Source organism: uncultured Stenotrophomonas sp., assembly GCF_913778665.1.
Taxonomy (GTDB): Bacteria; Pseudomonadota; Gammaproteobacteria; order Xanthomonadales; family Xanthomonadaceae; genus Stenotrophomonas.
On sequence record NZ_CAJYVQ010000010.1, the window covers coordinates 22,629 to 47,008 of the forward strand.

At 66.7% G+C, this 24,380-nt stretch carries 28 protein-coding genes and 1 tRNA gene; 21 read left to right on the plus strand and 8 right to left on the minus strand.

Annotated features, from left to right (window positions below; translation table 11 throughout):
• Positions 1-69: 69 nt before the first annotated feature.
• From rbfA to QZ853_RS14130, 5 genes are all read left to right on the plus strand, one after another.
• Positions 70-453 (plus strand): 30S ribosome-binding factor RbfA, encoded by a 384-nt coding sequence (gene rbfA / locus QZ853_RS14110; RefSeq protein WP_005410447.1) that lies wholly within the window; start codon positions 70-72, stop codon positions 451-453.
• Positions 454-556: 103 nt separating this feature from the next.
• On the plus strand, positions 557-1,465 hold the full coding sequence (gene truB / locus QZ853_RS14115; protein ID WP_295574373.1) for a tRNA pseudouridine(55) synthase TruB: 909 nt from the start codon (positions 557-559) through the stop codon (positions 1,463-1,465).
• 174 nt (positions 1,466-1,639) lie between these two features.
• The gene (rpsO, locus tag QZ853_RS14120; protein ID WP_005410445.1) at positions 1,640-1,900 is read left to right on the plus strand and encodes a 30S ribosomal protein S15; all 261 of its coding nucleotides are present in this window, start codon (positions 1,640-1,642) and stop codon (positions 1,898-1,900) included.
• Between the two features lie 151 nt (positions 1,901-2,051).
• Entirely contained in the window at positions 2,052-4,160 is a 2,109-nt protein-coding gene (gene pnp, locus QZ853_RS14125) for a polyribonucleotide nucleotidyltransferase (protein ID WP_295574375.1), read from the plus strand.
• A 124-nt stretch (positions 4,161-4,284) separates the two neighbouring features.
• Entirely contained in the window at positions 4,285-5,841 is a 1,557-nt protein-coding gene (locus QZ853_RS14130) for a winged helix-turn-helix transcriptional regulator (protein ID WP_295574378.1), read from the plus strand.
• Here the strand turns inward: QZ853_RS14130 and QZ853_RS14135 are convergent.
• Positions 5,810-6,874: a serine hydrolase gene (locus tag QZ853_RS14135; RefSeq protein WP_295574379.1), complete on the minus strand. Its 1,065-nt coding sequence runs from the start codon at positions 6,872-6,874 to the stop codon at positions 5,810-5,812. The genes QZ853_RS14130 and QZ853_RS14135 overlap by 32 nt on opposite strands.
• A gap of 111 nt (positions 6,875-6,985) precedes the next feature.
• Complete coding sequence (locus QZ853_RS14140) at positions 6,986-7,972, minus strand: hypothetical protein (protein ID WP_295574381.1); 987 nt, start codon at positions 7,970-7,972, stop codon at positions 6,986-6,988.
• Positions 7,973-8,185: 213 nt separating this feature from the next.
• On the opposite strand from QZ853_RS14140, the gene QZ853_RS14145 reads away from it, so the two are divergent.
• Together QZ853_RS14145 and QZ853_RS14150 are read left to right on the plus strand one after the other, a co-directional pair.
• Complete coding sequence (locus QZ853_RS14145; RefSeq protein ID WP_295574384.1) at positions 8,186-9,376, plus strand: glycoside hydrolase family 18 protein; 1,191 nt, start codon at positions 8,186-8,188, stop codon at positions 9,374-9,376.
• Positions 9,377-9,466: 90 nt separating this feature from the next.
• Positions 9,467-9,871, plus strand: coding sequence for a VOC family protein (locus QZ853_RS14150; protein ID WP_295574385.1), 405 nt, complete (start codon positions 9,467-9,469; stop codon positions 9,869-9,871).
• 24 nt (positions 9,872-9,895) lie between these two features.
• On the opposite strand, the gene QZ853_RS14155 is transcribed toward QZ853_RS14150, so the two are convergent.
• The 3 genes from QZ853_RS14155 to QZ853_RS14165 are packed head-to-tail and all read right to left on the minus strand — an operon-like array spanning position 9,896 to position 12,025.
• Positions 9,896-11,455: a PepSY-associated TM helix domain-containing protein gene (locus QZ853_RS14155; protein ID WP_295574387.1), complete on the minus strand. Its 1,560-nt coding sequence runs from the start codon at positions 11,453-11,455 to the stop codon at positions 9,896-9,898.
• A gap of 10 nt (positions 11,456-11,465) precedes the next feature.
• Positions 11,466-11,729, minus strand: coding sequence for a hypothetical protein (locus tag QZ853_RS14160; protein ID WP_295574390.1), 264 nt, complete (start codon positions 11,727-11,729; stop codon positions 11,466-11,468).
• Positions 11,729-12,025, minus strand: coding sequence for a hypothetical protein (locus tag QZ853_RS14165; protein WP_295574392.1), 297 nt, complete (start codon positions 12,023-12,025; stop codon positions 11,729-11,731). Before QZ853_RS14165 ends, QZ853_RS14160 begins: the two co-directional genes overlap by 1 nt.
• Before the next feature lie 429 nt (positions 12,026-12,454).
• Between QZ853_RS14165 and thrS the strand changes: the two genes are divergently transcribed.
• The 11 genes from thrS (at position 12,455) to QZ853_RS14220 (ending at position 20,919) form a co-directional block, all read left to right on the plus strand.
• Entirely contained in the window at positions 12,455-14,356 is a 1,902-nt protein-coding gene (thrS, locus tag QZ853_RS14170; protein WP_295574394.1) for a threonine--tRNA ligase, read from the plus strand.
• 63 nt (positions 14,357-14,419) lie between these two features.
• A complete protein-coding gene (gene infC, locus QZ853_RS14175) occupies positions 14,420-14,947 on the plus strand; it encodes a translation initiation factor IF-3 (protein ID WP_074725076.1) in 528 nt (175 codons plus the stop codon).
• A 265-nt stretch (positions 14,948-15,212) separates the two neighbouring features.
• Positions 15,213-15,410 carry a 50S ribosomal protein L35 gene (rpmI, locus tag QZ853_RS14180; protein WP_005410436.1) on the plus strand — a complete coding sequence of 66 codons (198 nt, stop codon included), beginning with the start codon at positions 15,213-15,215 and terminating at the stop codon, positions 15,408-15,410.
• An 11-nt stretch (positions 15,411-15,421) separates the two neighbouring features.
• The gene (gene rplT, locus QZ853_RS14185; protein WP_005410435.1) at positions 15,422-15,781 is read left to right on the plus strand and encodes a 50S ribosomal protein L20; all 360 of its coding nucleotides are present in this window, start codon (positions 15,422-15,424) and stop codon (positions 15,779-15,781) included.
• Positions 15,782-15,974: 193 nt separating this feature from the next.
• The gene (locus tag QZ853_RS14190) at positions 15,975-16,970 is read left to right on the plus strand and encodes a phenylalanine--tRNA ligase subunit alpha (RefSeq protein ID WP_295574396.1); all 996 of its coding nucleotides are present in this window, start codon (positions 15,975-15,977) and stop codon (positions 16,968-16,970) included.
• Positions 16,971-17,057: 87 nt separating this feature from the next.
• Positions 17,058-19,454 carry a phenylalanine--tRNA ligase subunit beta gene (gene pheT / locus QZ853_RS14195; RefSeq protein WP_295574398.1) on the plus strand — a complete coding sequence of 799 codons (2,397 nt, stop codon included), beginning with the start codon at positions 17,058-17,060 and terminating at the stop codon, positions 19,452-19,454.
• Between the two features lie 27 nt (positions 19,455-19,481).
• Positions 19,482-19,781, plus strand: a complete 300-nt coding sequence (locus QZ853_RS14200) for an integration host factor subunit alpha (protein ID WP_005410432.1) — start codon at positions 19,482-19,484, stop codon at positions 19,779-19,781.
• Complete coding sequence (locus tag QZ853_RS14205; RefSeq protein WP_295574401.1) at positions 19,762-20,118, plus strand: MerR family transcriptional regulator; 357 nt, start codon at positions 19,762-19,764, stop codon at positions 20,116-20,118. Before QZ853_RS14200 ends, QZ853_RS14205 begins: the two co-directional genes overlap by 20 nt.
• A 68-nt stretch (positions 20,119-20,186) precedes the next feature.
• Positions 20,187-20,263, plus strand: a tRNA-Pro gene (locus QZ853_RS14210).
• A 117-nt stretch (positions 20,264-20,380) separates the two neighbouring features.
• The gene (locus tag QZ853_RS14215; RefSeq protein WP_295574403.1) at positions 20,381-20,581 is read left to right on the plus strand and encodes a hypothetical protein; all 201 of its coding nucleotides are present in this window, start codon (positions 20,381-20,383) and stop codon (positions 20,579-20,581) included.
• Positions 20,578-20,919 (plus strand): phosphotyrosine protein phosphatase, encoded by a 342-nt coding sequence (locus tag QZ853_RS14220; RefSeq protein ID WP_295574406.1) that lies wholly within the window; start codon positions 20,578-20,580, stop codon positions 20,917-20,919. Before QZ853_RS14215 ends, QZ853_RS14220 begins: the two co-directional genes overlap by 4 nt.
• On the opposite strand, the gene QZ853_RS14225 is transcribed toward QZ853_RS14220, so the two are convergent.
• Complete coding sequence (locus QZ853_RS14225; protein WP_295574817.1) at positions 20,916-21,299, minus strand: GNAT family N-acetyltransferase; 384 nt, start codon at positions 21,297-21,299, stop codon at positions 20,916-20,918. The genes QZ853_RS14220 and QZ853_RS14225 overlap by 4 nt on opposite strands.
• Positions 21,300-21,432: 133 nt before the next feature.
• The gene (locus tag QZ853_RS14230) at positions 21,433-21,942 is read right to left on the minus strand and encodes a DUF3011 domain-containing protein (protein WP_295574407.1); all 510 of its coding nucleotides are present in this window, start codon (positions 21,940-21,942) and stop codon (positions 21,433-21,435) included.
• A 241-nt stretch (positions 21,943-22,183) separates the two neighbouring features.
• Between QZ853_RS14230 and QZ853_RS14235 the strand changes: the two genes are divergently transcribed.
• Positions 22,184-22,579 (plus strand): hypothetical protein, encoded by a 396-nt coding sequence (locus QZ853_RS14235; RefSeq protein WP_345777906.1) that lies wholly within the window; start codon positions 22,184-22,186, stop codon positions 22,577-22,579.
• 24 nt (positions 22,580-22,603) lie between these two features.
• Here QZ853_RS14235 and QZ853_RS14240 read toward each other — a convergent pair whose 3' ends face one another.
• Complete coding sequence (locus QZ853_RS14240) at positions 22,604-23,296, minus strand: aspartate/glutamate racemase family protein (protein ID WP_295574414.1); 693 nt, start codon at positions 23,294-23,296, stop codon at positions 22,604-22,606.
• Between the two features lie 153 nt (positions 23,297-23,449).
• Here QZ853_RS14240 and QZ853_RS14245 point away from each other — a divergent pair, with 153 nt between their 5' ends.
• Both QZ853_RS14245 and QZ853_RS14250 read left to right on the plus strand, forming a co-directional pair.
• Positions 23,450-24,091 (plus strand): LysE family translocator, encoded by a 642-nt coding sequence (locus QZ853_RS14245; RefSeq protein WP_295574417.1) that lies wholly within the window; start codon positions 23,450-23,452, stop codon positions 24,089-24,091.
• Between the two features lie 94 nt (positions 24,092-24,185).
• Complete coding sequence (locus QZ853_RS14250) at positions 24,186-24,359, plus strand: DUF1328 domain-containing protein (protein WP_088496161.1); 174 nt, start codon at positions 24,186-24,188, stop codon at positions 24,357-24,359.
• Positions 24,360-24,380 lie beyond the last annotated feature (21 nt).

Below are 24,380 nucleotides of genomic sequence, written 5' to 3' on the forward strand. Positions count from 1 at the left end.
CCTTTGGGCCCGGTTCCCGTTCCACCCTGTAAGCTGTTCAAGACCCAATACGAAGAAGAGCCCGACCGCGTGCCCAAGACTTTCCATCGAACCGACCGTGTCTCCGCCCAGCTGCGCCGTGAACTCGGCACCCTGGTGCACAACGCCGTGCGCGAGCACGGGTTGCCCTCGGTGAGCGTGTCCGACGTGGAAATCACCCGCGACATGGCCCATGCCAAGGTGTTCGTCACTGCGCTGATGCCGGAACGTTCGGCCGAAGCCGTGGCCGGCCTGAAGGAGCTGGGCTACCGCCTGCGCATGGACCTGGCCCGGGCGATGAAGCTGCGCCACGTGCCGGAGCTGCACTTCCACTACGACGACTCGGTCGACCGTGGTGAGCACATCGACAACATCCTGCGCGACCTGCCCGACACGCTGGCTGCGGAGAAGCGTCGCGAGAGCGACGAAGAATAAGCTTGCGCCGGGTAATGCCGGCGTTTTCCATGCTGACCGTGCGAGGCCGGACGCTGGCCGCGCTTCGGCAGTCGAGCATGGCTCGACTCTACGAAATGCTGTCATGACCCGAATTCAGTTCCGCCGCCTGGATGGCATCCTGCTGCTCGACAAGTCGACCGGCATGAGCTCCAACGCCGCCCTGCAGGTGGCCCGCCGCCTGTTCCGTGCCGAGAAGGGCGGCCACACCGGTAGCCTCGACCCGCTGGCCACCGGCCTGCTGCCGCTGTGTTTCGGCGAGGCGACCAAGATCGCCGGCCTGCTGCTCGGCTCAGCCAAGGCCTACGACGCCGAAATCGTGCTCGGCCAGACTACTGACACCGATGATGCCGAAGGCCAGGTGCTGCTGGAGCGCCCGGTGCCGGCCATCAGTGCCCAAGCGCTGCAGGCCGCGCTGGTACCGCTGACCGGCTGCATCCGCCAGCGTGCTCCGATCTATTCGGCGCTGAAGCAGGGGGGCGAGCCGCTGTATGTGAAGGCCCGCCGCGGAGATGCCATCGAGGCCCCGGAACGCGATGTCCAGGTGCACGCCATCGAGGTGCTGGAGCAGCAGCCGGAGCGGCTGCGCCTGCGCGTGACCTGCGGCTCGGGCACCTACATCCGCAGCCTGGCCCGCGATCTGGGCGAGGCACTGGGCTGCGGCGCGCACATCAGTGCGCTGCGCCGGCTCTGGGTGGAGCCGTTCCGCGAACCGGCGATGGTTACGCTGGACCAGCTGCGGGCGATGGCCGAGGCCGGTGATGAGGCGGCCCTGGATGTGCTGCTGCTGCCGCTGGCGGCGGGCCTGGCCGAGTACCCGCGGGTTGACCTCGATGCTGACCAGGCCCACCGCTTCTGTGTTGGCCAGCGCCAGCGGGACCCGTCCTGGCCGCGTGGCGTGGTCGCCGTGTTCGGCCCGGACGATGCTGTCCAGGGACTCGGCCAGGTCGATGGCAGCGGGCTGCTGGCCCCGCAGCGGCGCTTCAACCTCTGAACGGGGCAGGGCGGTTCAGCCCCGGACCTTGTTCCCGGGCCCCCCGACCGTTACACTTTCGCGGCCGTTTTCCGGCAATCTGCCTCGCGCAGGTTTCATCCCTGTAGTCCACGGCGAGCCTGGCGGTGCGCGAAGCGCGTTCCTGCCGGCCACGCATCACTGAGAAAAAAGAAAATGTCGATCGACACCCAGAAGGTCATTGAAGACAACAAGCGCAGCTCGGCTGACACCGGCTCCCCGGAAGTCCAGGTGGCTCTGCTGACCGCCCGCATCGAACTGCTGACCGGCCACTTCAAGACCCACAAGAAGGACCACCACAGCCGCCGCGGCCTGCTGCAGATGGTCAACCGCCGTCGCAGCCTGCTCGACTACCTGAAGAAGAAGGACGTCGAGCGTTACAAGGCGCTGATTGAAAAGCTTGGCCTGCGTCGCTAAGCAACGAATCCCCCGCGGCGCAGCGATGCGCCGCGGTTTTGTTTTGTAGCACCGCAATCCCCGATTCAGGCCGGAACGATCCGGCCACCCGCAGGCGGCAAGGGTCGCCGACGGTCCAAATTCGCAGACAGCATCCCCAAGGACACCCTCCGTGGCAAAAATCACCAAAACCTTCCAGTACGGCAAGCACACCGTCACGCTTGAGACCGGCGAAGTCGCCCGCCAGGCCAGCGGTGCCGTCATCGTCAAGATGGACGACACCGTACTGCTGGTCACCGCCGTCGCTGCCAAGAGTGCGCGCGAAGGCCAGGACTTCTTCCCGCTGACCGTTGATTATCAGGAAAAGTTCTACGCCGGCGGCCGTATCCCGGGTGGTTTCTTCAAGCGTGAAGGCCGTGCGACCGAGAAGGAAACCCTGATCTCGCGTCTGATCGATCGTCCGATCCGCCCGCTGTTCCCGGAAGACTACAAGAACGAAGTGCAGATCATCGCCACGGTCATGTCGCTGAACCCGGACGTGGACGGCGACATCCCGGCCCTGATCGGCGCCTCGGCTGCCCTGGCTCTGGCCGGCACCCCGTTCATGGGCCCGATCGGCGCTGCCAAGGTCGGTTACAAGAACGGCGAGTACATCCTGAACCCGACCGTCAGCGAACTGGCTGACTCGCAGCTGGAACTGGTCGTCGCCGGTACCTCCAACGCCGTGCTGATGGTTGAATCCGAAGCCGCGCTGCTGTCCGAAGAAGTGATGCTGGGCGCCGTGACCTTCGGTCACCGCGAAATGCAGAAGGTCATCAACGCGATCAACGAGCTGACCGTCGAAGCCGGCACCAAGCCGTCGACCTGGGAAGCCCCGGCCAAGAACGACGCGCTGATCGCTGCCCTGAAGGAAGCCATCGGCCCGCGCCTGGGCGAAGCCTTCCAGGTGCGCGACAAGCTGCAGCGCCGCGACGCCATCTCGGCGATCAAGAAGGACGTGGTCGAAGCCCTGGCTGGCCGCGTGGCTGCCGAGGGCTGGAACCCGGCCGAGCTGTCGAAGGAATTCGGCGAGCTGGAATACCGCACCATGCGCGACTCCGTGCTGGACACCAAGGTCCGCATCGACGGCCGTGCGCTGGACACCGTCCGCCCGATCGCGGTGAAGACCGGCGTGCTGCCGCGTACCCACGGTTCCTCGCTGTTCACCCGCGGCGAAACCCAGGCCATCGTGACCATTACCCTGGGCACCGCCCGTGACGGCCAGGTCATCGACGCCGTTGCCGGTGAGTACAAGGAAAACTTCCTGTTCCACTACAACTTCCCTCCGTTCTCGGTGGGTGAGTGCGGCCGCATGATGGGCCCGAAGCGCCGCGAAATCGGCCACGGTCGCCTGGCCAAGCGCGGCGTGCTGGCTGTCATGCCGTCGCTGGAATCGTTCCCGTACACCATCCGTGTCGTCTCGGAAATCACCGAGTCGAACGGCTCCTCGTCGATGGCCTCGGTCTGCGGCTCGTCGCTGGCCCTGATGGACGCCGGCGTGCCGGTGAAGGCCCCGGTGGCCGGTATCGCCATGGGCCTGGTCAAGGAAGGCGATCGCTTCGTCGTCCTGTCCGACATCCTGGGTGACGAAGATCACCTGGGCGACATGGACTTCAAGGTGGCCGGTACCGCTGAGGGCATCTCCGCCCTGCAGATGGACATCAAGATCGAAGGCATCACCGAAGAGATCATGAAGCAGGCCCTGCAGCAGGCCAAGGCTGGCCGTCTGCACATCCTGGGTGAAATGGCCCACGGCCTGACTGCTCCGCGCGAAGAGCTGTCGGACTACGCGCCGCGCCTGCTGACCATCAAGATCCACCCGGACAAGATCCGCGAAGTGATCGGCAAGGGTGGTTCGACCATCCAGGCCATCACCAAGGAAACCGGCACCCAGATCGACATCCAGGATGACGGCACCATCGTCATCGCCTCGGTCAACGCCATCGCTGCCCAGGCCGCCAAGGCCCGCATCGAGCAGATCACCTCGGACGTCGAGCCGGGCCGCATCTACGAAGGCAAGGTCGCCAAGATCATGGACTTCGGTGCGTTCGTCACCATCCTGCCGGGCAAGGACGGTCTGGTCCACGTGTCGCAGATTTCCAGCGACCGCGTCGAGAAGGTCGGCGACGTGCTGAAGGAAGGCGATGTGGTCAAGGTCAAGGTGCTGGAAGTCGACAAGCAGGGCCGTATCCGCCTGTCGATGAAGGCCGTGGAAGAAGGCGACGCCGCCAGCGCCGAGTAATCGGCGTTGGGTGTCAACCTCGTTTGACACGCTCTTGGCATCGCTGAGATGAAAAAGCGGGCTTCGGCCCGCTTTTTCTTTGCCTGCGATCCAGCACCGTTCGTTGTGCCGGTATGCTCCGCTCATGGACATGCTGCGCCTGCTCGATCTGGATATTGACCGCCCGGCGCAACGGGTCAGCCGCGGCGGCGAGGTGCTGGCCGTCAGCGGCCTGAGCTGGACGCTGCTGGAGGTCCTGCTGGCGCATGGCACCGAGGTGGTGGATTTCGACACCCTGGCTGCCCAGGTCTGGGCACCGGCGGTGGTCGGCGAAGATGCGGTCAGCCAACGGGTCAAGCTGCTGCGCCAGGCGCTGGGTGACGACAGCCGGCGCCCGCGTTACATCCGTTCCGTGCGTGGCCGCGGTTACCAGCTGTGCGCGCAGCCACTGCCCGCGACCGCACCGCCTGCGCGATCACGCCGGGTCCGCAGCGCCGGGTGGGGCGTGGCCGCCATGGCGGTACTGTGCGGGGTGGCCGCGCTGTTGCCGTGGTCGCGGTCGGCATCGCAAAGCGGCGCACAGGCGTTGCTGCAGCGCGCCGACTACTACGCCGGCATCGGCCAAGCCAGCAACAATGAAAGGGCCATCAGCCTGTATCGGCAGGCATTGCAGGCTGACCCAGAGTCGGCGGGGGCGCGGCGCGGCCTGTCACGTGCCCTGTCGGCGCAGGGCTGCCTGTTCAACGGGACGCCCGAGCAGTTGAGCGAAGCGCTGTCGCTGGCCGAGCTGGAGCGCCAGCGTGCGCCGCGCGACGCCGCCACCCACGCGCTGTGGGGCTACGCGCACGACTGCCTGGGCAACATGCGCAAGGCCATCGAGGGTTATGCGCGCGCCATTGAACTGGACCCGGGAGACGAGCGCAGCCGCGCATCGCTGGCCTACCTGCAGCAGGAGCGCGGCCAGCTGGCCACAGCGCTGCGGGCCAACCTGACCTTGAAGGCCCCCGAGCGCATCCGCTTCCGGGACGTGCAGGTGGCACGTGAGCTGGAACTGCTGGGCTTCACCCAGGCGGCTGCAGTTCGCCACGCGCGCAACTTCCAGCTGTACCCGGACAACGTTTTTTCCAATATTGCCTGGCCGCGCAGCCTGTACGTTGCCGGTGCACCACAACAGGCGCGGCAGGTCCTGGACGAAGCGCTGGCACGGGGCACGCCCCATCCGCAGTTGTTGCGCCTGCAGGGTGAGCTGGCGCTGCTGGGCGATGACCCCGCAGCCGCCGCCACAGCGTTCGAGCGCGGCCGCCAGTTGCGGCCCCGGCAGTCGTTGGGCCAGACCCTGGCGGCGTTGCACGGCCCACATCCGGTGCAGCGTGCGTGGATCGAGGAGCGGCTGCATGGCCTCGGTGACGGTGATGGCTGGCCGGATGCGGCGCTGGAGCGGGCCCTGCTGCTGCAGGCCGGCGGACGTGCCGCAGACGCTGTGGCAGCGCTGCAGCGGGCGGTCGACGATGGCTTCCGCGACGTGGCGTGGCTGCGTGCCACCCCACTGTTCGCACCGCTGCGCAGCGCACCTGGCTGGGCGGCCCTGCTGCAGCGGCTGGATGCCGACATCGCCCGGCAGCGAGCGCAGGTGCTGGCCGCCAGCTGGCGCCCGGATGACTTGGCCGCGCTCAGCGCAGCGCCGGCAACAGGAACTCGGTGAGGATGCGTCGCGACTGCGGATGGGCGAAGTTGCGGTTGAGCGCCTGGCTGGTGACTACTGCCACCACGCGCTGTTCGGGCACTATGAACACATAGTTGCCGCCATTGCCGGACATCGCCCACACCGTGCGCGCCGATCCCCGTACGTCCAGTTTCAGGCCCCACCACTGGTAGCCGTAGTCGCTGCCGTCGGGGGCGGTTGCCTGCGCCCGTACCATCGCCTCCACATAGTCCTTCGGAACCAGCTGCCGGCCCTGCCAGCGGCCGCCATCGAGCACGAGCTGGCCGAAGCGGGCCAGATCACGCGTGCGGTAGCGCGTGCCGCCGCCGCCCATGCCTATCCCTTCTGGGGAACGGTTCCATTGGCTGTGGGTGATTCCCAGCGGACGCTCCAGCACCCGCGCGGCGTAATCGGCCAACGGCTGTCCACTGGCCTGTTCAAGCACCGCGCCCAGTACGAACGGGTTGGCGGTGCAGTAGGCGAACGCGCGCCCGTGTGGGCTGTCCTGTGGCCGCTGCATCCAGGGCGCGAAGCCCTTCACAGGCAAGCTCAGTGCAAAGTCCAGCCACTTCTCGGTGACGTACATGCGTTCCTCATGGCCGGTCGAGAACGCGTTCTCGTCATCGCATTCCCACAGGCTGCTCATCGTCAGCAGGTCCTGCACGGTAGTGGAGCGCAGGCGCGGGTCGACCGCGTGCCGGGCAGTGAAGGCAGGGAAGTAGTCGTACACCCGGGCCTGCACGCCGGGCAGGTGGCCTTCACCGATGGCGGCACCGACCAGCAGCGCGGTCACGCTCTTGCTGGCCGAGCGCACGTCATGCAGCGTCTGCGCGTCGGCGCCGTTGAAGTAGCCCTCGTAGACGACCTTGCCATCGACCTGCAGCAGTACGCTGCGGATCTGTTTCAGTTCGTCGCTGGCAATGGCCTGCTGCAGGGCCTGCAGGCGGGTCGGGTCCGGCGGGGTGGCGCGGGCAGCGAAGGGCAGGGTGCAGACCGCGCAGAGCAGGGTGAGGGCAGGCAGGATCGTACGCATCGTCGGACTCCATCGAAGGGGAGCCCGATTGGGCCTGCGCTGCGTCTGAAGTGCTGGAAGCCGGCCTGAAGAATTCTGAAGGCCTTGTGCCACAAGGCCCGGCGCTCGACCTTACTCGGCCTCTTCCTCCTCCCCCAGCCACCAGACCTGGCCTGGCTTCGGGTCGCTCATGGGGTGTTCGCGCTGTTCGATGGCCTCCAGCACCCGGCCGGGGGCTGCAGCGACCCACACCGCCATGAGCTTTTCCACCGCAGCCCGGCCCTGTGCGGCCACGCCGAGGTCACGTTCGCGTCTCCATTGGTCTTCATCTGGCGCCTCATCATCATGTTGGTGCGGCGTGCCGTAGCTGCAGCGGCGGCACAGCCGGCGCACGGTGGCGGTCCAGTCCTCGACCATGCCGATGCCGGGCAGCGTGATGGCCTCCAGGGCAGCGATGTCATCAACTGAATCACACTGCACGAACACGGTGAAGGTCGCCATGTCCGATGCCTGCAGGCGCTGCATGGCATTGAACACCGGCACCTGGCGCTCGCCGTAGGTGCGATGGCCGGTTGATGCGCCGTCGTGCAGCACGATGTCGCCGAAGCGGAAGCCGCTTTCGGGCAGCGGTACGTTGTCGATGCGTGCACGTACCGGATCAATGCGGCTCATATACACCACCTCGGCATCGGACCACGGCGCCAGGCGCACACAGGCCACGCCGAAGTCGCTCTCGATCGGGCCTTCGCCCTCGGGCAGGGTGATGCCACAGCGGGCCCACTGGCGGCGTGCTTCGGCCCAGTCACCGGCGCCGGTGGCGGCGATACCGGCATTCCACGCGGTGGCTTCATCGAACTCGCCGCGCAGCTGTTCTGATTGCCGGTTGTCCTGCAGCGAGGCAGCCCAGTCGCGCAGGTATTTGTGCGCCAATCCGCGCATGTAATGCAGGTACGGCACTTCAGGCGCGAGCGCGATCAGCTCGCCGAACAGCGCCACCGCCTGCTGCAGGTCGCCCTCGCGGAAGAGGGCGTAGGCGCGTGCCTCCAGTGCCTGGCGTTCGTCGAGGACCTCGTTGTCCTGCAGGTCGCCGTCGTCGAGTGGGTCGTGGTCGGTGCTCATGTCCATGCGCGATTGAAGGTCCGCGGCTACCTTAGCCGATGAATGAGGGCCGCGTCGCTGCGTGTCCTGCTGCAGTGCATGAGGGTCGTTGCATGACTACCGTGTTGTCGTCACTCGGCACTGGGGGGTGTCCACTGGACGACATGCCGCGACAACCGTCCCACAGCTCCATCGGTTTGCTAACGTGGCTGCGCCTTCGAACCGGGAAATCCCATGTTCCGCCAGACCGTGGCCGTTCTTGCCGTGCTGATTGCCGGTGCCTTGCCGATCGCTGCTCACGCCTCGCCGGCGCAGCCGCCGATCTTCGGTGCCTACTACCCCGGCGGTTCGGCCGAGCGCTATCCGGTATCGCACATTCCGGCCGAGCGGCTGACCCACCTGTTCTACGCGTTCTCCACCATCGAGGACGGGCGCTGCACGATCGGCGCGGACGCACCGAAGAATTTCGCCGCCCTGGCCGAGCTGAAGAAGGCGCACCCGCATCTGCGCACGCTGATCTCGATCGGCGGATGGGGCGCAGGTGGATTCTCCGACGCAGCGCTGACCGAGGCCAGCCGCAAGCGGTTGGTCGACTCATGCATGGCGCTGTTCTTCGACCGCCATGCCGGCAGCTTCGATGGCGTGGACATCGACTGGGAGTTCCCGGTCAGTGGCGGACCGAAGGAGCTGGCGCACCGCCCGCAGGATCGCGCCAACCTGACCCGGCTCGCGCAGGCGTTCCGCGTGGCACTCGACGCGCACGGGCGCAAGGCGCGACAGCCGATGCTGCTGACCGCCGCGCTGGCCGCCGGTCGCCTGCAGACCGATGGCCCCTACGATCCAGCAGCGAGCTACGACCTGCCGGCGTTGGCCACGGTGTTCGATTTCATCAACCTGATGAGCTACGACATGGGCACCGGCTTCTCGGCGGTGTCGACCTTCAATGCGCCCTTGCATGAGGTGCCGGCCGATCCGCTGGCGCCGGAACTGCGGCGTTGGAACAACGTGGCCGGCGCCGTGCAGTACTACCGCGAACACGGGGTGCCGGCCGACAAGCTGGTGCTGGGCGTGCCGTTCTACGGGCGCGGTTTCAAGGTGACCGGTGATGCCGCCGATGGCCTGTACCAGTCCTACAGCGCGCCGGCCGATGCCGGCGACTGGCGGGTGATCAAGGCGCGCTACCTGGACCAGCCTGGCTGGACGAAGCATTGGCAGGCGCAGGCGCAGAGCCCGTGGCTGTACAACGCCGAACAGAAGGTCTTCATCAGCTACGAAGACCCGCGCTCGATCGGGCTGCGTGCGCAGTTCGCCCGCGAGCAGGGCCTGGCCGGCGTGTTCATGTGGGAGCTGACCGGCGACGACGAACAGGCCAGCCTGCTCAACGCCATGCTGGGCCCCTGGCAGAAGGCGCGCATTGGCGATTGAGCTGCATCAGGCGATGCCCGGCGCAGCGCCGCAACGCCATCGGCCCAACCCCGCACAGCATGTCCATGCCCGCCGCGTTACGCTGCGGGCATGATCCATCTCGAACGCCTGGACCATCTGGTCCTCACCGTCGCCGACATCGACCGCAGCTGTGATTTCTACCAGCGCGTGCTCGGCATGCAGGTCGTGCGCTTCGGCGCGGGCCGTACCGCGCTGCAGTTCGGCCGGCAGAAGATCAATCTGCATGCGGCCAGTGCACCGCTGCAGCCGCATGCACTGCAGCCCACGCCGGGCAGTGCCGACCTGTGCCTGGTCACGCGTACGGCGACAGTCGATGTGCTGGCCCACCTGCAGGCGCAGTCCGTTGCAGTGGAGGAGGGCCCGGTTGCACGTACCGGCGCGCTGGGGCCGATCGAATCGGTGTATTTCCGCGACCCGGATGGCAACCTGATCGAAGTCAGTCGCTACCCGGACGACGCGTACCCGCCCCGGTAGCGCCGGGCCATTCCCGGCGAAGGCTCAGTTGGCCCAGACGCTGTTGGGATCGCCGTTGCGGGCGCGGCGTTGGCTGGCCACTGCCAGGCGGGCGAAGCCGCAGGCCATGGCCAGCGCGATGGCATCGACCCAGAACAGCGGCCAGTGGCCACGCGCGGCGGCGCGCCACAGCCAGTCACCATTGAGTGCGCCGTGCAGCACCGGCACCAGCGCGGTACTGATCGCCGCCGCCCACAGCAGCTCGCGTGCGGCCTGCGCTGGGCGTCGCAGCGCGGCCCATAGTGCACAGGCCGCCCAACTGCCGAAGCAGGCCCAGCGGATGCCGTGATCGACCGCCGTCGGCGCCAGCCGCTCCAGCACCAGCGCGGTGACGAAGGCGACCGAGATCGCCACGCACAGGCCGATGCACACGCCTACCGTTGCCCGTGCCATGTTCACCGCCGAACGTGGCTGCTGCGGCTGCCGGCGCTTGCGCCGCGATTCGATCCACAGCAGGTTCCCCGAGTAGAACAGGAACGCGCCGCCGAGGCCGAGCAGGAAGTACAGCCAGACCACCACGCCGTTGCCGAATTCGCCGAAGTGCAGCGCATAGGCAGCGCTGAGCGTGGCGTGGTTGGCATCGCGGTGGCCGGGCAGCTGGCTGGCGAGCACGCGGCCACTGGCCACGTCCAGCGCGACCGAACCGAGCGGGCCGAGGGTGCCGCTGGATTCGCCGGTGATCTCGATGGTGGCGTTGGCATCGCCGCCGTTGGCCAGCTTCAGGTAGGCCGGTTCGAAATCGGCAATGCCCTGTGCGCGCGCCACTTCCAATGCGCGGGCATGCAACTCACGCAGGCTGCCTGGCGCGGCCGGCACGCCACTGGCCTCGCGCACCGGCGCGGTATCCATGGCCGCCGGCACCGCTTGCATGGCCTTGCCATCGAAGATGAGCGGGTTGAGCAGGCCGATCTGGATGAAGACCAGGCACAGCAGGGCGCCGGTCACCGCGAACATCAGGTGGAACGGCAGGCTGAGCACGCCGATCACATTGTGCGCGTCCTGCCAAAGCTGCTTGAGGTTGCGGCCGGGGCGCAGCGCGAACAGGTCGCCGAACAGCTTGGGCAGATGGATCACCAGCCCGCTGAGCAGCGCCATCCCGTACAGCAGGCTGACGATGCCCATCACGTAGATGCCGGCCACCGGCAGCCCCAGGCTGTAGTGCAGCTCGTTGACCAGTTCGGCCAGGCCGGCCTGCGGCGGTGTCGGGCTGCCTGCGGTCTGGCCCGGCCAGGCATAGCGCCAGCCACCGTCGGCGGCTTGCCAGTAGGCCAGCGGCTGCGGGTGCTCGGCGCCGGGGAAGGTCATGCCGATGTGGCGGCGTGCCTCCGCATGCGCGGCCAGCACGTCTTCCAGCAGGTACTGCGCATCGTCCAGCCCGGCGGGCAGTGCGGTGGCGGCTCCCGGGGTCTGCCACCGCGGCAGGTCGTGATGGAACAGGGTCAGCGCACCTGCATAGAAGGCCACGAACAGGCCGAAGCCGGCCACCAGGCCGACCCAGGTATGCAGGGTAGTGAACGTGCGCAGGGTCTGCGAACTGAACTTCATGGGAGAGGTCTCATTGCACCGCGCCGGTCAGTCGCAGCAGCCCGAGCACGGCGAAGCCGGCGGCGGCGCTGCCACCCAGCACCAGCCAGGCGCGCAGCGCGCTGCGGAAGCTGAACGCCCACAGGGCGGCCAGCATCCATAGCGGGATGAAAGCGATCAGGGTCGGCACCAGCGCCCGCTGCCAGGGGCCGGGCGGCACCCATGCCAGCAGGCCGGTCGCGGCCCCGGCCAGGAAGAAGCCGGCCACGATGCCAGCAAAGGCACGCGGCCACATCAGGGCGACTCCGTGCCGGGACGGTGCCAGGCGGCCAGCGCCGGCAACAGCATCGCGGCCAGCATCCAGGTGCACAACATCGCCACCAGGCCGGCGGCAACGCCCAGTTCGGCCATCCACAGCCACAGCGCGGCGGCAGCGGCGACCAGGCCGATCTGGCGGCCCAGGCGGCCGGCGCGGCGCAGGCGCGGCCAGCGGCAATGCGGCGAGGCGGCATAGAAGGCCAGCGCCGAGAACATCGCTGCCAGCATGCCCAGACTGCAGAAGCCGAGCGTGGAAAGGCCGACGGTGATCATTGCGGACCGCCGTCGCGGCAGCGGGCCAGCGAACGCGGGGCACGGGCGGGGCCGGCGGGAGCCGGTCGGAGCGGGTGGCGCATCACGAGGTCCTGGGGGAAAGCGGGCAGGCTGGCACGGGGCGGGCTGCGCCGACATGGTAATCATTGCAATTTCACGCCGCCAGCGATGGCCATTCAGCGGACCGTAGGACAGCCCTTGGGCTTTCCGTTGCGCTGGTTTAAGATCGTCCTGTATCCCTGACTGGAACAAGGTGGCCCGCGCCCAGCGCCGGCCGAGCGTGTGACATGAGCACTACCACCGCCCCCTGTTGACCTGCCCCCGAAGGCCCTGCGTTCCAGGCGCCCTCGTGGCGCTTTTTTGTTGCCCGGGCGCCGCCCCGGGAGCGCTTTCCAGCCCGCACCGCGGGCCCCGCACGAAGCCAATGCGATGATCAACATTACCCTTCCCGACGGCAGCCGCCGCGCGTTCGAAAACCCCGTCAGCGTCATGGACGTCGCCCAGTCGATCGGCGCCGGCCTGGCCAAGGCCACCATCGCCGGTGCTGTCGATGGCGTGCTGGTCGATGCCAGCGATGTCATCGACCACGATGCCAGCCTGCGCATCATCACTGCCAAGGACGAGGAGGGCGTGGAGATCATCCGCCACTCCTGCGCCCACCTGGTCGGCCACGCCGTCAAGCAGCTGTACCCGGACGTGAAGATGGTGATCGGCCCGGTGATCGCCGAGGGCTTCTACTACGACATCTACTCCGAGCGCCCGTTCACCCCGGACGACATGGCCGCGATCGAGAAGCGCATGGGTGAGCTGATCGCCCAGGATTACGACGTCATCAAGAAGATGACGCCGCGCGCCGAAGTGATCGAGATCTTCAAGGCCCGTGGCGAGGACTACAAGCTGCGCCTGATCGAGGACATGTCCGACGACATCCAGGCGATGGGCATGTACTACCACCAGGAGTACGTGGACATGTGCCGCGGCCCGCACGTGCCGAACACGCGCTTCCTGAAGGCCTTCAAGCTGACCCGCATTTCCGGCGCCTACTGGCGTGGCGATGCGCAGAACGAGCAGCTGCAGCGCATCTACGGCACCGCCTGGGCCGACAAGAAGCAGCTTGAGGCGTACATCAAGCGCATCGAAGAAGCCGAGATGCGCGACCACCGCCGCATCGGCAAGCAGCAGGACCTGTTCCACCTGCAGGAAGAGGCGCCGGGCCTGGTGTTCTGGCACCCGAAGGGCTGGGCGCTGTGGCAGGTGGTCGAGCAGTACATGCGCAAGGTCTACCGCAACAGCGGCTACGGCGAAGTGCGCTGCCCGCAGATTCTGGACGTGAGCCTGTGGAAGAAGTCCGGTCATTGGGACAACTACCAGGACAACATGTTCTTCACCGAATCGGAGAAGCGCACCTACGCGGTCAAGCCGATGAACTGCCCGGGCCACATCCAGGTGTTCAACCAGGGCCTGCACAGCTACCGCGACCTGCCGATCCGCTACGGTGAGTTCGGTTCCTGCCACCGCAACGAGCCGTCCGGCGCGCTGCACGGCATTCTGCGCGTGCGTGGCTTTACCCAGGACGACGGGCATGTGTTCTGCACCGAAAACCAGATCGAATCGGAAGTGACCGCGTTCCACCAGCAGGCGCTGGCGGTCTACCAGCACTTCGGCTTCGACGAGATCCAGATCAAGATCGCGCTGCGCCCGGAATCGCGACTGGGCGATGACGCCACCTGGGACAAGGCCGAAGGTGCGCTGCGCTCGGCGCTGACCGCCTGTGGCGTGGAGTGGCAGGAGCTGCCGGGCGAAGGCGCCTTCTACGGCCCGAAGATCGAGTATCACTTGAAGGACGCCATCGGCCGTACGTGGCAGCTGGGGACCATGCAGGTCGACTTCATGATGCCGGGCCGCTTGGGTGCCGAGTATGTGGACGAGAACAGCCAGAAGAAGCACCCGGTCATGCTGCACCGTGCCATCGTCGGCTCGATGGAGCGCTTCCTGGGCATCCTGATCGAGCACCATGCTGGCCAGTTCCCGGCCTGGCTGGCCCCGACCCAGGTGGTGGTGGCCAATATCACCGACGCTCAGGCTGAATACGTCGCGGGCGTGACCAAAACCCTTGCGGAGCAAGGCTTCCGCGTCAGCTCGGATTTGCGTAACGAGAAGATCGGCTATAAAATCCGCGAGCATACGTTGCAGCGCGTGCCCTACCTGCTGGTCATTGGTGACCGCGAGAAGGAAAATGGGGCTGTAGCGGTGCGTACGCGTTCTGGCGAAGACCTGGGCAGCATGAGCCTGCAGGCCTTCATCGAGCGGCTCCACGCCGAGGGCGCGTAAGCAAAGGTCCGGTCCGGGCGCACAGGCACCCGGACCGGTTCGATACCCTTGGGAGAACGTAATATCAGCACCCCTGACAACAAACAGAACCGCAAGAATCAGGAAATCCGTGTGCCGCGCGTCCGCGTGATCGGCAGTGACGGAGAAATGATCGGCGTGTTGTCGCGCGACGAAGCGCTGTCCATGGCCGAAGATGAAGGCCTGGACCTGGTCGAAATCCAGCCGCAGGCCGATCCGCCGGTCTGCAAGATCATGGACTTCGGCAAGTTCAAGTTCGAAGCGCAGAAGAAGGCCAGCGAGGCCAAGAAGAAGACCAAGCAGGTCGAGATCAAGGAAGTGAAGTTCCGTCCGGTCACGGACGAGGGCGACTACCAGATCAAGCTGCGCAAGATGCGTGGGTTCCTTGAGGATGGTGACAAGATCAAGGTCAACATCCGCTTCCGCGGCCGTGAAATGAGCCACCAGGAACTGGGCCGCGAAATGGCCAACCGGATCGAGACCGATCTGGGTGAGGACATCGTCATTGAATCCCGTCCGCGCCTGGAAGGGCGTCAGATGGTCATGATGATCGCGCCGAAGAAGAAGACCTGAGGCCTGACGGGCCGCCCTCCGGGGCGCCTGGCTGAACGGTTCAGGGTGAAGGGGCGCCATCGGCGCCCCTTTGCTTTTGCAGCATGCCGGCGAATGGCCGTGAAGGGGTTGCAGGGGCTGGTGGCAGGGCGGTTTTGCCTGTATCATGCCCGGCTCGACCCACCCAGGACGGGTCGTACGCCGATCATGGCAGGACGGAAAGAGCGGCCCAGGCCGCCGCCAGATCAGTCAGAAACCAGGGTCATATCCCATCAAGGACATTGCAATGCCCAAGATCAAGACCAACCGGGCAGCGGCCAAGCGTTTCCGCAAGACCGCCTCGGGCAAGTACAAGTGCGGCCACGCCAACCGTAGCCACATCCTCACGAAGAAAGCGACCAAGCGTAAGCGTAATCTGCGTCAGACGGGCCATGTCCGTGCAGAAGACGCAGGCCGTCTGGACCGCATGCTCCCTTACCTCTGAGGAACTGAAAAATGGCACGAGTTAAGCGTGGCGTACAGGCGCGTCGCCGCCACAAGAAGATTCTGGATCTCGCCAAGGGCTATTACAACGCCCGCCGCAAGGTCTTCCGCGTCGCCAAGCAGGCGGTCATCAAGGCACAGCAGTACGCCTACATCGGCCGTAAGCAGAAGAAGCGCAACTTCCGTTCGCTGTGGATCACCCGTATCAATGCGGCTGCCCGCATCAACGGCCTGAGCTACAGCCGCTTCATGAACGGTCTGCTGAAGGCCGGCATCACCCTGGATCGCAAGGTCCTGGCTGACATCGCCGTGCACGACGCAGCCGGTTTTGCTGCGCTGGCCGAGAAGGCCAAGGGCGCGCTGGCGGCATAAGTCCTTCCCGATGCCGTAACCGTTCGTCCGGAACGGTGTCAGGTCAAGGCAATGCATGGGGAAGGGCGCAAGTCCTTCCCCATTCTTTTTTGGGTCCCGGCGTGGCCACAGCGGCAGCGCGGGGACGGCGGTGGCGACAGGGGTCGGCCCTTCGCGCATCGCGATGGCAGATCGACTGGAGTTCCGGCCCCCCATGAGCGACATCCAATCCCTCACCACCCAGGCGCTGGCCGATGTGGCCGCCGCACAGAGCCCCGACGTGCTGGAACAGCTGCGCGTGGCCCTGCTTGGCAAGAGTGGCAGCATCACCTCGCAGCTCAAGCAGCTCGGCGCTCTGCCGGCCGACGAGCGCAAGTCCGCCGGTGAAGCGATCAACCAGGCCCGTGACGCGCTGACCCGCGCGCTGGGCGAGCGCAAGGCGCTGCTGGAAGACGCGGCACTGGATGCGCGCCTGGCCGCCGAAGCCATCGACATCACCCTGCCGGGCCGCAATGGTGAGCGCGCCGGCCTGCACCCGATCACCCGCACCCTGGAGCGGATCACCGGCATCTTCGGCCGCCTGGGCTACGAGCTGTCGGAAGGGCCGGAGATCGAGGATGACTGGCACAACTTCGAAGCGCTGAACTTCCCGCCGCACCATCCGGCGCGCGCGATGCATGACACCTTCTATTTTGGCGACGGCCGCCTGCTGCGTACGCATACCTCCGGTGTGCAGGTGCGCTACATGGGCGACCACGCGCCGCCGCTGCGCATGATCGCCGCCGGCAAGGTGTATCGCAGCGACAGCGACCAGACCCACTCGCCGATGTTCCACCAGGTCGAAGGCCTGCTGGTCGACGAGCATTCGACCTTCGCTGACCTGAAGGGCACGCTGGCCGAGTTCGTGCGCGCGTTCTTCGAGCGCGATTTCGAGATGCGCTTCCGTCCCAGCTACTTCCCGTTCGTTGAACCGGGTGCGGAAGTGGATATCGCCTGGCAGCAGCCCGATGGCAGCACCCGCTGGCTGGAAGTGCTCGGCTGCGGCATGGTGCATCCGAACGTGCTGCGTAACGTCGGCATCGATCCGGAGCGCTACACCGGCTTTGCCTTCGGCATGGGCGTGGAGCGTTTCGCGATGCTGCGCTACGGCGTCAACGATCTGCGCGCGTTCTTCGAAAACGACGTGCGCTTCCTGAAGCAGTTCGCGTAAGCCGCAACCATGTAGAGCCGAGCCATGCTCGGCTGCTCCTAAATTCGCAGGCCCAGGCGCATGCGCCGGGCCCACCAGGGTGACACGATGAAATTCTCCGAAAACTGGCTGCGCAGCCACGTCCCGACCAGCGCTTCGCGCGATGAACTGAGCGCGGTGCTGACCGCCATCGGCCTGGAAGTGGAAGAGGTGACCGCGCTTGGCGAAGGCCTCGATCACGTGGTCGTTGCACGCATCGTCGAAGCGGTGCGCCATCCCGAAGCCGATCGCCTGCAGGTGTGCAAGGTCGATGCCGGGCAGGGCGAACTGCTGCAGATTGTGTGCGGTGCGCCGAACGCGCGTCCGGGCCTGGTCGCGCCGCTGGCGATGGTCGGTGCGCAGATCGGGGAGCTGAAGATCAAGCCGGCCAAGCTGAGGGGTGTCGAGTCCAATGGCATGCTGTGCTCGGCCAAGGAGCTGGGCCTGGACAATGATGCGTCCGGGCTGCTGGAACTGCCGGACGATGCACCGGTCGGCCAGACCCTGGTCGAGTACCTCGGCCTGCCGGACGCCAGCATCGAGATCAAGCTGACCCCGAACCGCGCCGACTGCTTCAGCCTGCGTGGCATCGCCTTCGACGTCGCCGCGGCCACCCGCAGCGAAGTGCTGGATTTCGCTGCCGATGTCATTGCACCGGTCGGCAGCCGCGAACTGTCGATCCAGCTTGATGCCGGCGCCGAAGCGCCGCGTTACCTGGGCCGCGTCATCGAAGGCGTCAACGCCGCGGCCAAGACCCCGCTGTGGATGGCCGAGCGCCTGCGCCGCAGCGGTGTGCGTCCGGTCTCGCTGCTGGTCGACATCACCCAGTACGTGATGCTGGAGCTGGGCCAGCCGATGCACGCCTATGATCTTGGCACCCTGCAGGGCAGCATCGCGGTGCGCCGTTCGCGCACAGGCGAGACCCTGAAGCTGCTGGACGGCCGTGATGCCACGCTGGACGACAGCTTCCTGGTAGTCACCGATGCTGATCGTGCGGTCGGCCTGGCCGGCCTGATGGGCGGCTTCGACACCCGCGTCACCGATGCCACCACCGCCGTGTTCCTCGAGGCCGCGCACTTCGCGCCGGCCGCGATCATGGGCCGTGGCCGCAAGCTGGGCCTGCACACCGATGCCGGCCACCGCTTCGAGCGTGGCGTCGACCCGGCGCTGCCACGCACCGCCATCGAATACGCCACCCGCCTGGTGCTCGACCTGGCCGGCGGTACCCCGGCGCCGGTCACCGAGGCCGTACGCGAGGCCGATCTGCCGCAGCCGGCGACGATCCTGTTGCGCCGCGCGCGCATTACCCGCGTGCTCGGCATCACCATCGAAGACGCTGAAGTCGAGCGCATCCTGCGCGCGCTGGGCATGGTCGTGGTCGCCTGCGCCGATGGCTGGGAGGTGGCCGCGCCCAGTCGCCGCTTCGATATCGCCATCGAAGAAGACCTGATCGAAGAACTGGCCCGTATCCACGGTTACGAGCAGATCCCGACCACGCTGCCGGGCGGCGCCGCGCGCGTGGCGATGCCGAGCGAGACCCAGCTGGACGCGCTGAGCGTGCGTCGCCAGCTGGTTGCCCGTGACCAGCAGGAGACGGTCAACTTCGCCTTCGTCGATGATGCGCTGCTGAGCCAGTGGCAGCTGCGCGACGGCCTGGTGCCGCTGGCCAACCCGCTGTCGGCGGAGCTGGCGGTGATGCGTCCGTCGCTGCTGCCGGGCCTGGTCGCCACGCTGGGCCGCAATGCCGCGCGCCAGCTCGGCCGCGTGCGCCTGTTTGAAATCGGCCGCGTGTTCGCCCAACAGGCTGGCGACGCGCCGCTCGGCGAAAGCCGGCCGGCGCCGCTGGAAACCCCGCGAGTGGCCGCTGCGGTCTGCGGTGATGCGCAGGCGGTGCAGTGGGGCCTGCCGAGCCGCAAGGTCGATTTCCATGACCTGAAGGGCGACCTGGAGTCGCTGGCCGCTGCCAGTGGCGCGCAGCTGGAGTTCCGCCCGTCGGCGCGTGCCTACGGCCACCCGGTGCGTTCGGCCGAGGTGTTCCGTGATGGCGTGGCCATCGGCTGGATCGGCCAGATCCACCCGCGCCTGGCGCGGGCGATGGAGATCGAGGCCGATGTGTACGCCTTCGAGCTGGACCTGGAGCCGCTGACCGCCCGCCGCCTGCCACGTGCCGGCGAGCTATCGCGCTACCCGGCGGTGCGCCGTGACCTGGCGTTCCTGGTGCCTGAACAGGTGGCATGGGCTGACCTGGCGGCCACCGTCCGCCAGGCCGCCGGCCCGCTGCTGCGTGACCTGAACCTGTTTGACCGCTATGTCGGCCAGGGCGTCGAGCCGGGATTCAAGAGTCTCGCTATGGGCTTGATTTTGCAGGACAAGTCGCGCACTCTGACGGACCGCGACGTGGATGCGGTAGTGGCCGAGGCGGTCGCTGCCATCGAGCGTGAACACCACGCCCGGATCCGCGGCTGAGCGGGCAGCACTCGGGGGTAGCAGGCAATGGCATTGACCAAGGCGGAGATGGCGGAAAAGCTGTTCGACGAAGTCGGTCTGAACAAGCGGGAAGCCAAGGAATTCGTCGACGCGTTTTTCGATGTGCTGCGTGAAGCATTGGAACAGGGACGTCAGGTGAAGCTGTCGGGCTTCGGCAATTTCGATCTGCGGCGCAAGAACCAGCGCCCGGGTCGCAACCCCAAGACCGGCGAGGAAATTCCGATTTCCGCCCGTACGGTGGTGACCTTCCGTCCGGGCCAGAAGCTCAAGGAGCGGGTGGAAGCTTATGCTGGATCCGGGCAGTAACCGCGAACTACCGCCAATACCGGCCAAGCGCTACTTCACCATCGGTGAAGTCAGCGACCTGTGCGACGTCAAGCCGCACGTCCTGCGCTACTGGGAAACCGAGTTTCCCAGCCTTGAGCCGGCCAAGCGCCGAGGCAACCGTCGCTACTACCAGCGCCATGACGTGCTGATGGTGCGGCAGATCCGCAGCCTGCTGTACGAACAGGGCTACACCATCGGTGGTGCCCGCCTGCGTCTGGACGGTCCCGATGCCCGGGAAGAATCGGCGCTGAGCAACCAGATCATCAAGCAGGTGCGCATGGAGCTGGAAGAAGTGCTGCAGTTGCTGCGCCGCTGACCCCATTTCCATCGTAATCCGCTATACTTCACGGCCCGCCGCACTGGCGGGCACATCGCAGCATCAGTCGGGGCGTAGCGCAGCCTGGTAGCGCATCTGCCTGGGGGGCAGAGGGTCGTCGGTTCGAATCCGGCCGTCCCGACCACTGTGATGAATCAAGAAGCCTGCGCAGCGATGCGTGGGCTTTTTTGTGCGCGCGGTGTATGCTTCGCGCCACTCGTACTACTGCGGCTGCTGAACCCGGTACTCACGAGAACACATCATGGAATCTGCAAGAAACCGTGCCTGGCGTCGCAGCCAGGCCCGCAACCGTGGTGGCGACCGCGCCACGACCGCTTACAGCTACAAGCCCGAGAAGAACTGGAAGCTGCTGTACTCGCGCGATGCCAAGCTCGCGCGCGCACGCCAGCTGGGCTTCACCTATCCGGTCCTCAGCCCTCGCCAACTGCAGGAACAGGAATGATCCACCTGCTGTTCGTCTGCAGCCGCAACCAGCTGCGCAGTCCGACCGCCGAAGCCATGTGGCGACGGCGGCCCGGCTTCGCCGCACTGTCGGCTGGCACCAGCCCGCATGCGCGACGCCCCATCGGTCCGGCGGATATCCGCTGGGCCGATGTCATCTTCGTGATGGAGGCCAAGCACCAGCACCGCCTGCAGGCCACGTACGCACGCCTGCTGGAGCACAAGCGCCTGCATTGCCTGGATATCCCGGACGACTATCGCTGCATGGATCCGCTGTTGATGGACCTGCTGGAGGCGAAGGTGGCCACGTATCTCGATCCGCTGCCGGCAAAGCGTTAGAGCAGCTCCAGATCGCCTTCGTCCAATCCACGCATGATGCCGCTGTCAATGAAACCCGAGGCGGCGAGCAGGCGTTGCATGCCGGTATTGGAAGTATTGGTCGAAGCGAACAGCCTGCGTTGGCCCTGCAGCGCGATGGCATGGCGCTGCAGCGCGGCGCCGACGCCCTGGCTGCGTTGTTCGCGTGCCACCATCAGCATCTCGACGAAGGCTTCGCCGAAGAAGTGATGGTGGATGACCAGGTAACCGGCCAGCCGGCCGGCCCGTTCGGCCACGTCGACGTCTGCGCTGGCCTGCCAGTCGGCGATCTGCCGTGCGCGCCGCGGATCGTGGGCCGCAACGCTGTCGAGCGCGATCAACGCGGAAACGTCGGCGGGCATCGCCTCGCGGATATGCAGCCTCGTCGAGGAGGGATCGGGGGGGCCATCGAAGGTTCCTGCGCTGGGTGCGCCCAGTCCATCGAGCACGTCGGCCGTGTCTGCGTATCCGCCACAGCCAGCGCGCGGCCGGCAGTCAATACACCCGGAACTCGGCGCGGCAGCCGTCGCTGACCCACACGCCGCGGCGGTCCCAGCCCCAGTTGTGGTCTTCGATGCATGCCGTCACTGACTTCTGCTTGACCAAGCGGACCTCATGGCGCACGCGGATGCGGCATTCCTTTTCCTTCTTCTCGTACGACTCGCAGACCAGGCGCTCGCCGTCATCGTCGCGATCGCGTCCCTTGCCGCGCCCAGGCCAACGACCGTAACCGTCGGCGACGAACTCGGCGCGGCAACCGTCGGTGACCCACAGCATGCCGCGGCTCTGGCCCCAGTTCTGGTTCTCCATGCAGCGGGTAACCGACAACTGCCTGGCCAAGCGCATCGGCCCCTCGATCGGGCACTGTGCGGTTTTGTTGAACTGCGATTCGCAGCGCACTGGTGCCCGCGCGTCGCTGGCGTACTCCTGGGCGGCCACGGTGGTGTCGGCCAGGCACAGGGCAAGGGTGATGCCGCCGATGGGCAGCAGCAGGCGATGGATCATGGGGGCCTCGGAAGCGGGAACGGGCGGCAAGAATGGCCCAGTCCGCGTTGCCCGGAACGGATCGTTGCGTCGCGGGCTCAGGGGGCATTTAGTAGTGTGCGCGGGCCCATGCACCGGCTTACATCCCGTATCATCGCTGCACATCCGATCGCATCGGGTTACACCTTTTTACACGTCTCCCACGCCTGTCGGCGCGGCCTTGGGCTGCCGTCACTGGCGTGCGCGCGGCCTGTGGAGGACGATGCGCGGACCACGACGACCACAGGGGGTTGCGTTGATCAGCAGTATCGTCATTCATCGCTCGGCGGGCGGCGGCAGCGCCGAGGTGTGCGTCCTGGACACCACGTTCAAGGGCAAGCGCGTGTTTGTAGCCTGGGGCCTGCGCGGCCTGGAATTGACCCGCGGCGCAGAACCAGCCGCCACGGTCGCCGCCCGTAGCGCGCTGCAGGCCGTGGCCAAGCAGAGCGAGGGGCCGCGCAGCCCGGAGGCTTTCATCGCCAGCCAGTCGGGCGTGGCGATCACCGTGTACCGCCTGCTGACCGAGGCGCGATCGGGTGATGCCGTGTTCTTCCTGTGTGATTCGCAGGCCGTGGTCGATTGGCTGGTCACCGCGCTGGAGATACGGGACGCGGACTGATGCTTCGCTACGTATCGCGTTGCTTCAGGCCAGTGCTGCGTCCACCGCCGCCAGCGCATGCAGGGTGGTGGTGTCGAACAGTGGCACGGCGCTGTCCTGCGGCCGCACCAGCAGCATGATCTCGGTGCAGCCGAGGATGATCGCCTCAGCGCCGCGTTCGACCAGGCGTGCGATCACCTCGGCGTAGACCTGCCGCGAGTGCTCGCTGACCACGCCGGCGATCAGTTCCCGGTAGATGATGTCGTGCACGATGTGGCGGTCATCCGCGCCCGGTATGAGGACCTCCAGGCCAAAGCGTTCCTGCAGTCGATTGCGGTAGAAATCCTGTTCCATGGTGAAGGCGGTGCCGAGCAGGCCGACCGTGTGCGCCCCGGTGCGCACGATCGCCTCGGCGGTCGGGTCGGCGATATGCAGCAGCGGCAGCGGGCAGGCGGCTTCGATGCGGTCGGCCAGCAGGTGCATGGTGTTGGTGCAGATCAGCAGCAGGTCGGCGCCACCGGCCTGCAGGCGCCGCGCGCCGTCGATCATGTGCACGCCCAGCGTGTTCCAGTCGCCCTCGTGCTGCAGCTGCTTGATGCCGGCGAAATCCACCGACCACAGCAGCAGCTGCGCGGAATGCGCACCACCGAGGCGATGCCGCACCTCCTCGTTGATGAGCCGGTAGTACTGCGCCGAGCTTTCCCAGCTCATGCCGCCGATCAGGCCGAGGGTCTTCATGCCGTGCTCCGTACCAGGGGCCGCCATTGCAGCATGGATTGCTGCCCGGGTGCACCGCCGATGATCTGTAACCCCCGCATCCATGTCGCGCTGTATGTGCCACACGGCAGCACAGCAGCCTATGCTTGTGCGGTCTTCTGGAGTGGATGTCGAATGGCCCTGCACACCTGGTGGTGGTTCCTTGCCACTGTATTCGTCCTGTGCGGTACGCCCGGCCCGAACATGCTGCACATCCTTGGCCGCAGCGTTGGCCTCGGCTTCCGCGGCAGCGTGCCGGCAATGGCCGGTTGCCTGCTGGCGATGCTGCTGGTGCTGGCCGCATCCGCTACGGGCCTGAGCGCGCTGCTGCGCTCCTCGCCGATGTTGTTCGAGGTGCTGCGCTATCTCGGCGTGGCCTACCTGGCCTGGCTGGGTCTGAAAGCGTGGCGTGACAGCTGCCGCCCGTCATCGCCGATGGCCGTGGATGTCGCCGAGCCGCTGGCGCGCACGCTCGGTGCGTGGACCGTGTTCCGCGGCGGTATCCTGGTGGGTCTGAGCAATCCCAAGTTGTTGCTGTTCGCCACCGCGTTCCTGCCGCAGTTCGTCGATCCGGGGCGCGGCCAGGCGCTGCAGTACAGCGTGCTTGTGGCGACGTTCGCGGCCTGCGAGCTGTTCTGGTACGTGATGTACGCGGCCGGCGGCCATGGCCTGCGCCGCTGGTTGGCCAGGCCGTTTGCGCAGCGCTGGTTCGAGCGCCTGGTCGGAAGCGTGTTCCTTGCATTCGCGGTCGCGCTGCTGCGCTTCCGGCCACGTTGATTCACGCCGCGCACGCGGCCTGTTCACGAGCAGGGCATCGGCGCCGGCCTAGCCTGATCCCACTGTTTATAGTCCCTGCGGGGAAAGGATCGACATGATCAAGTGGGCCATCATTTTCGCCGTCATCGGCATCATCGCTGGCGTGCTCGGCTTCGGTGGCATTGCCGGTGCCGCCGTCGGCATCGCCAAGTTCCTGTTCTGGGCCGGCATCATCATCGCCGTGGTGCTGTTCCTGATCGGGATGAGTGTGGCCAAGAAGGTCAGCTAGCCTTTACCGCGGAGCAGCGCG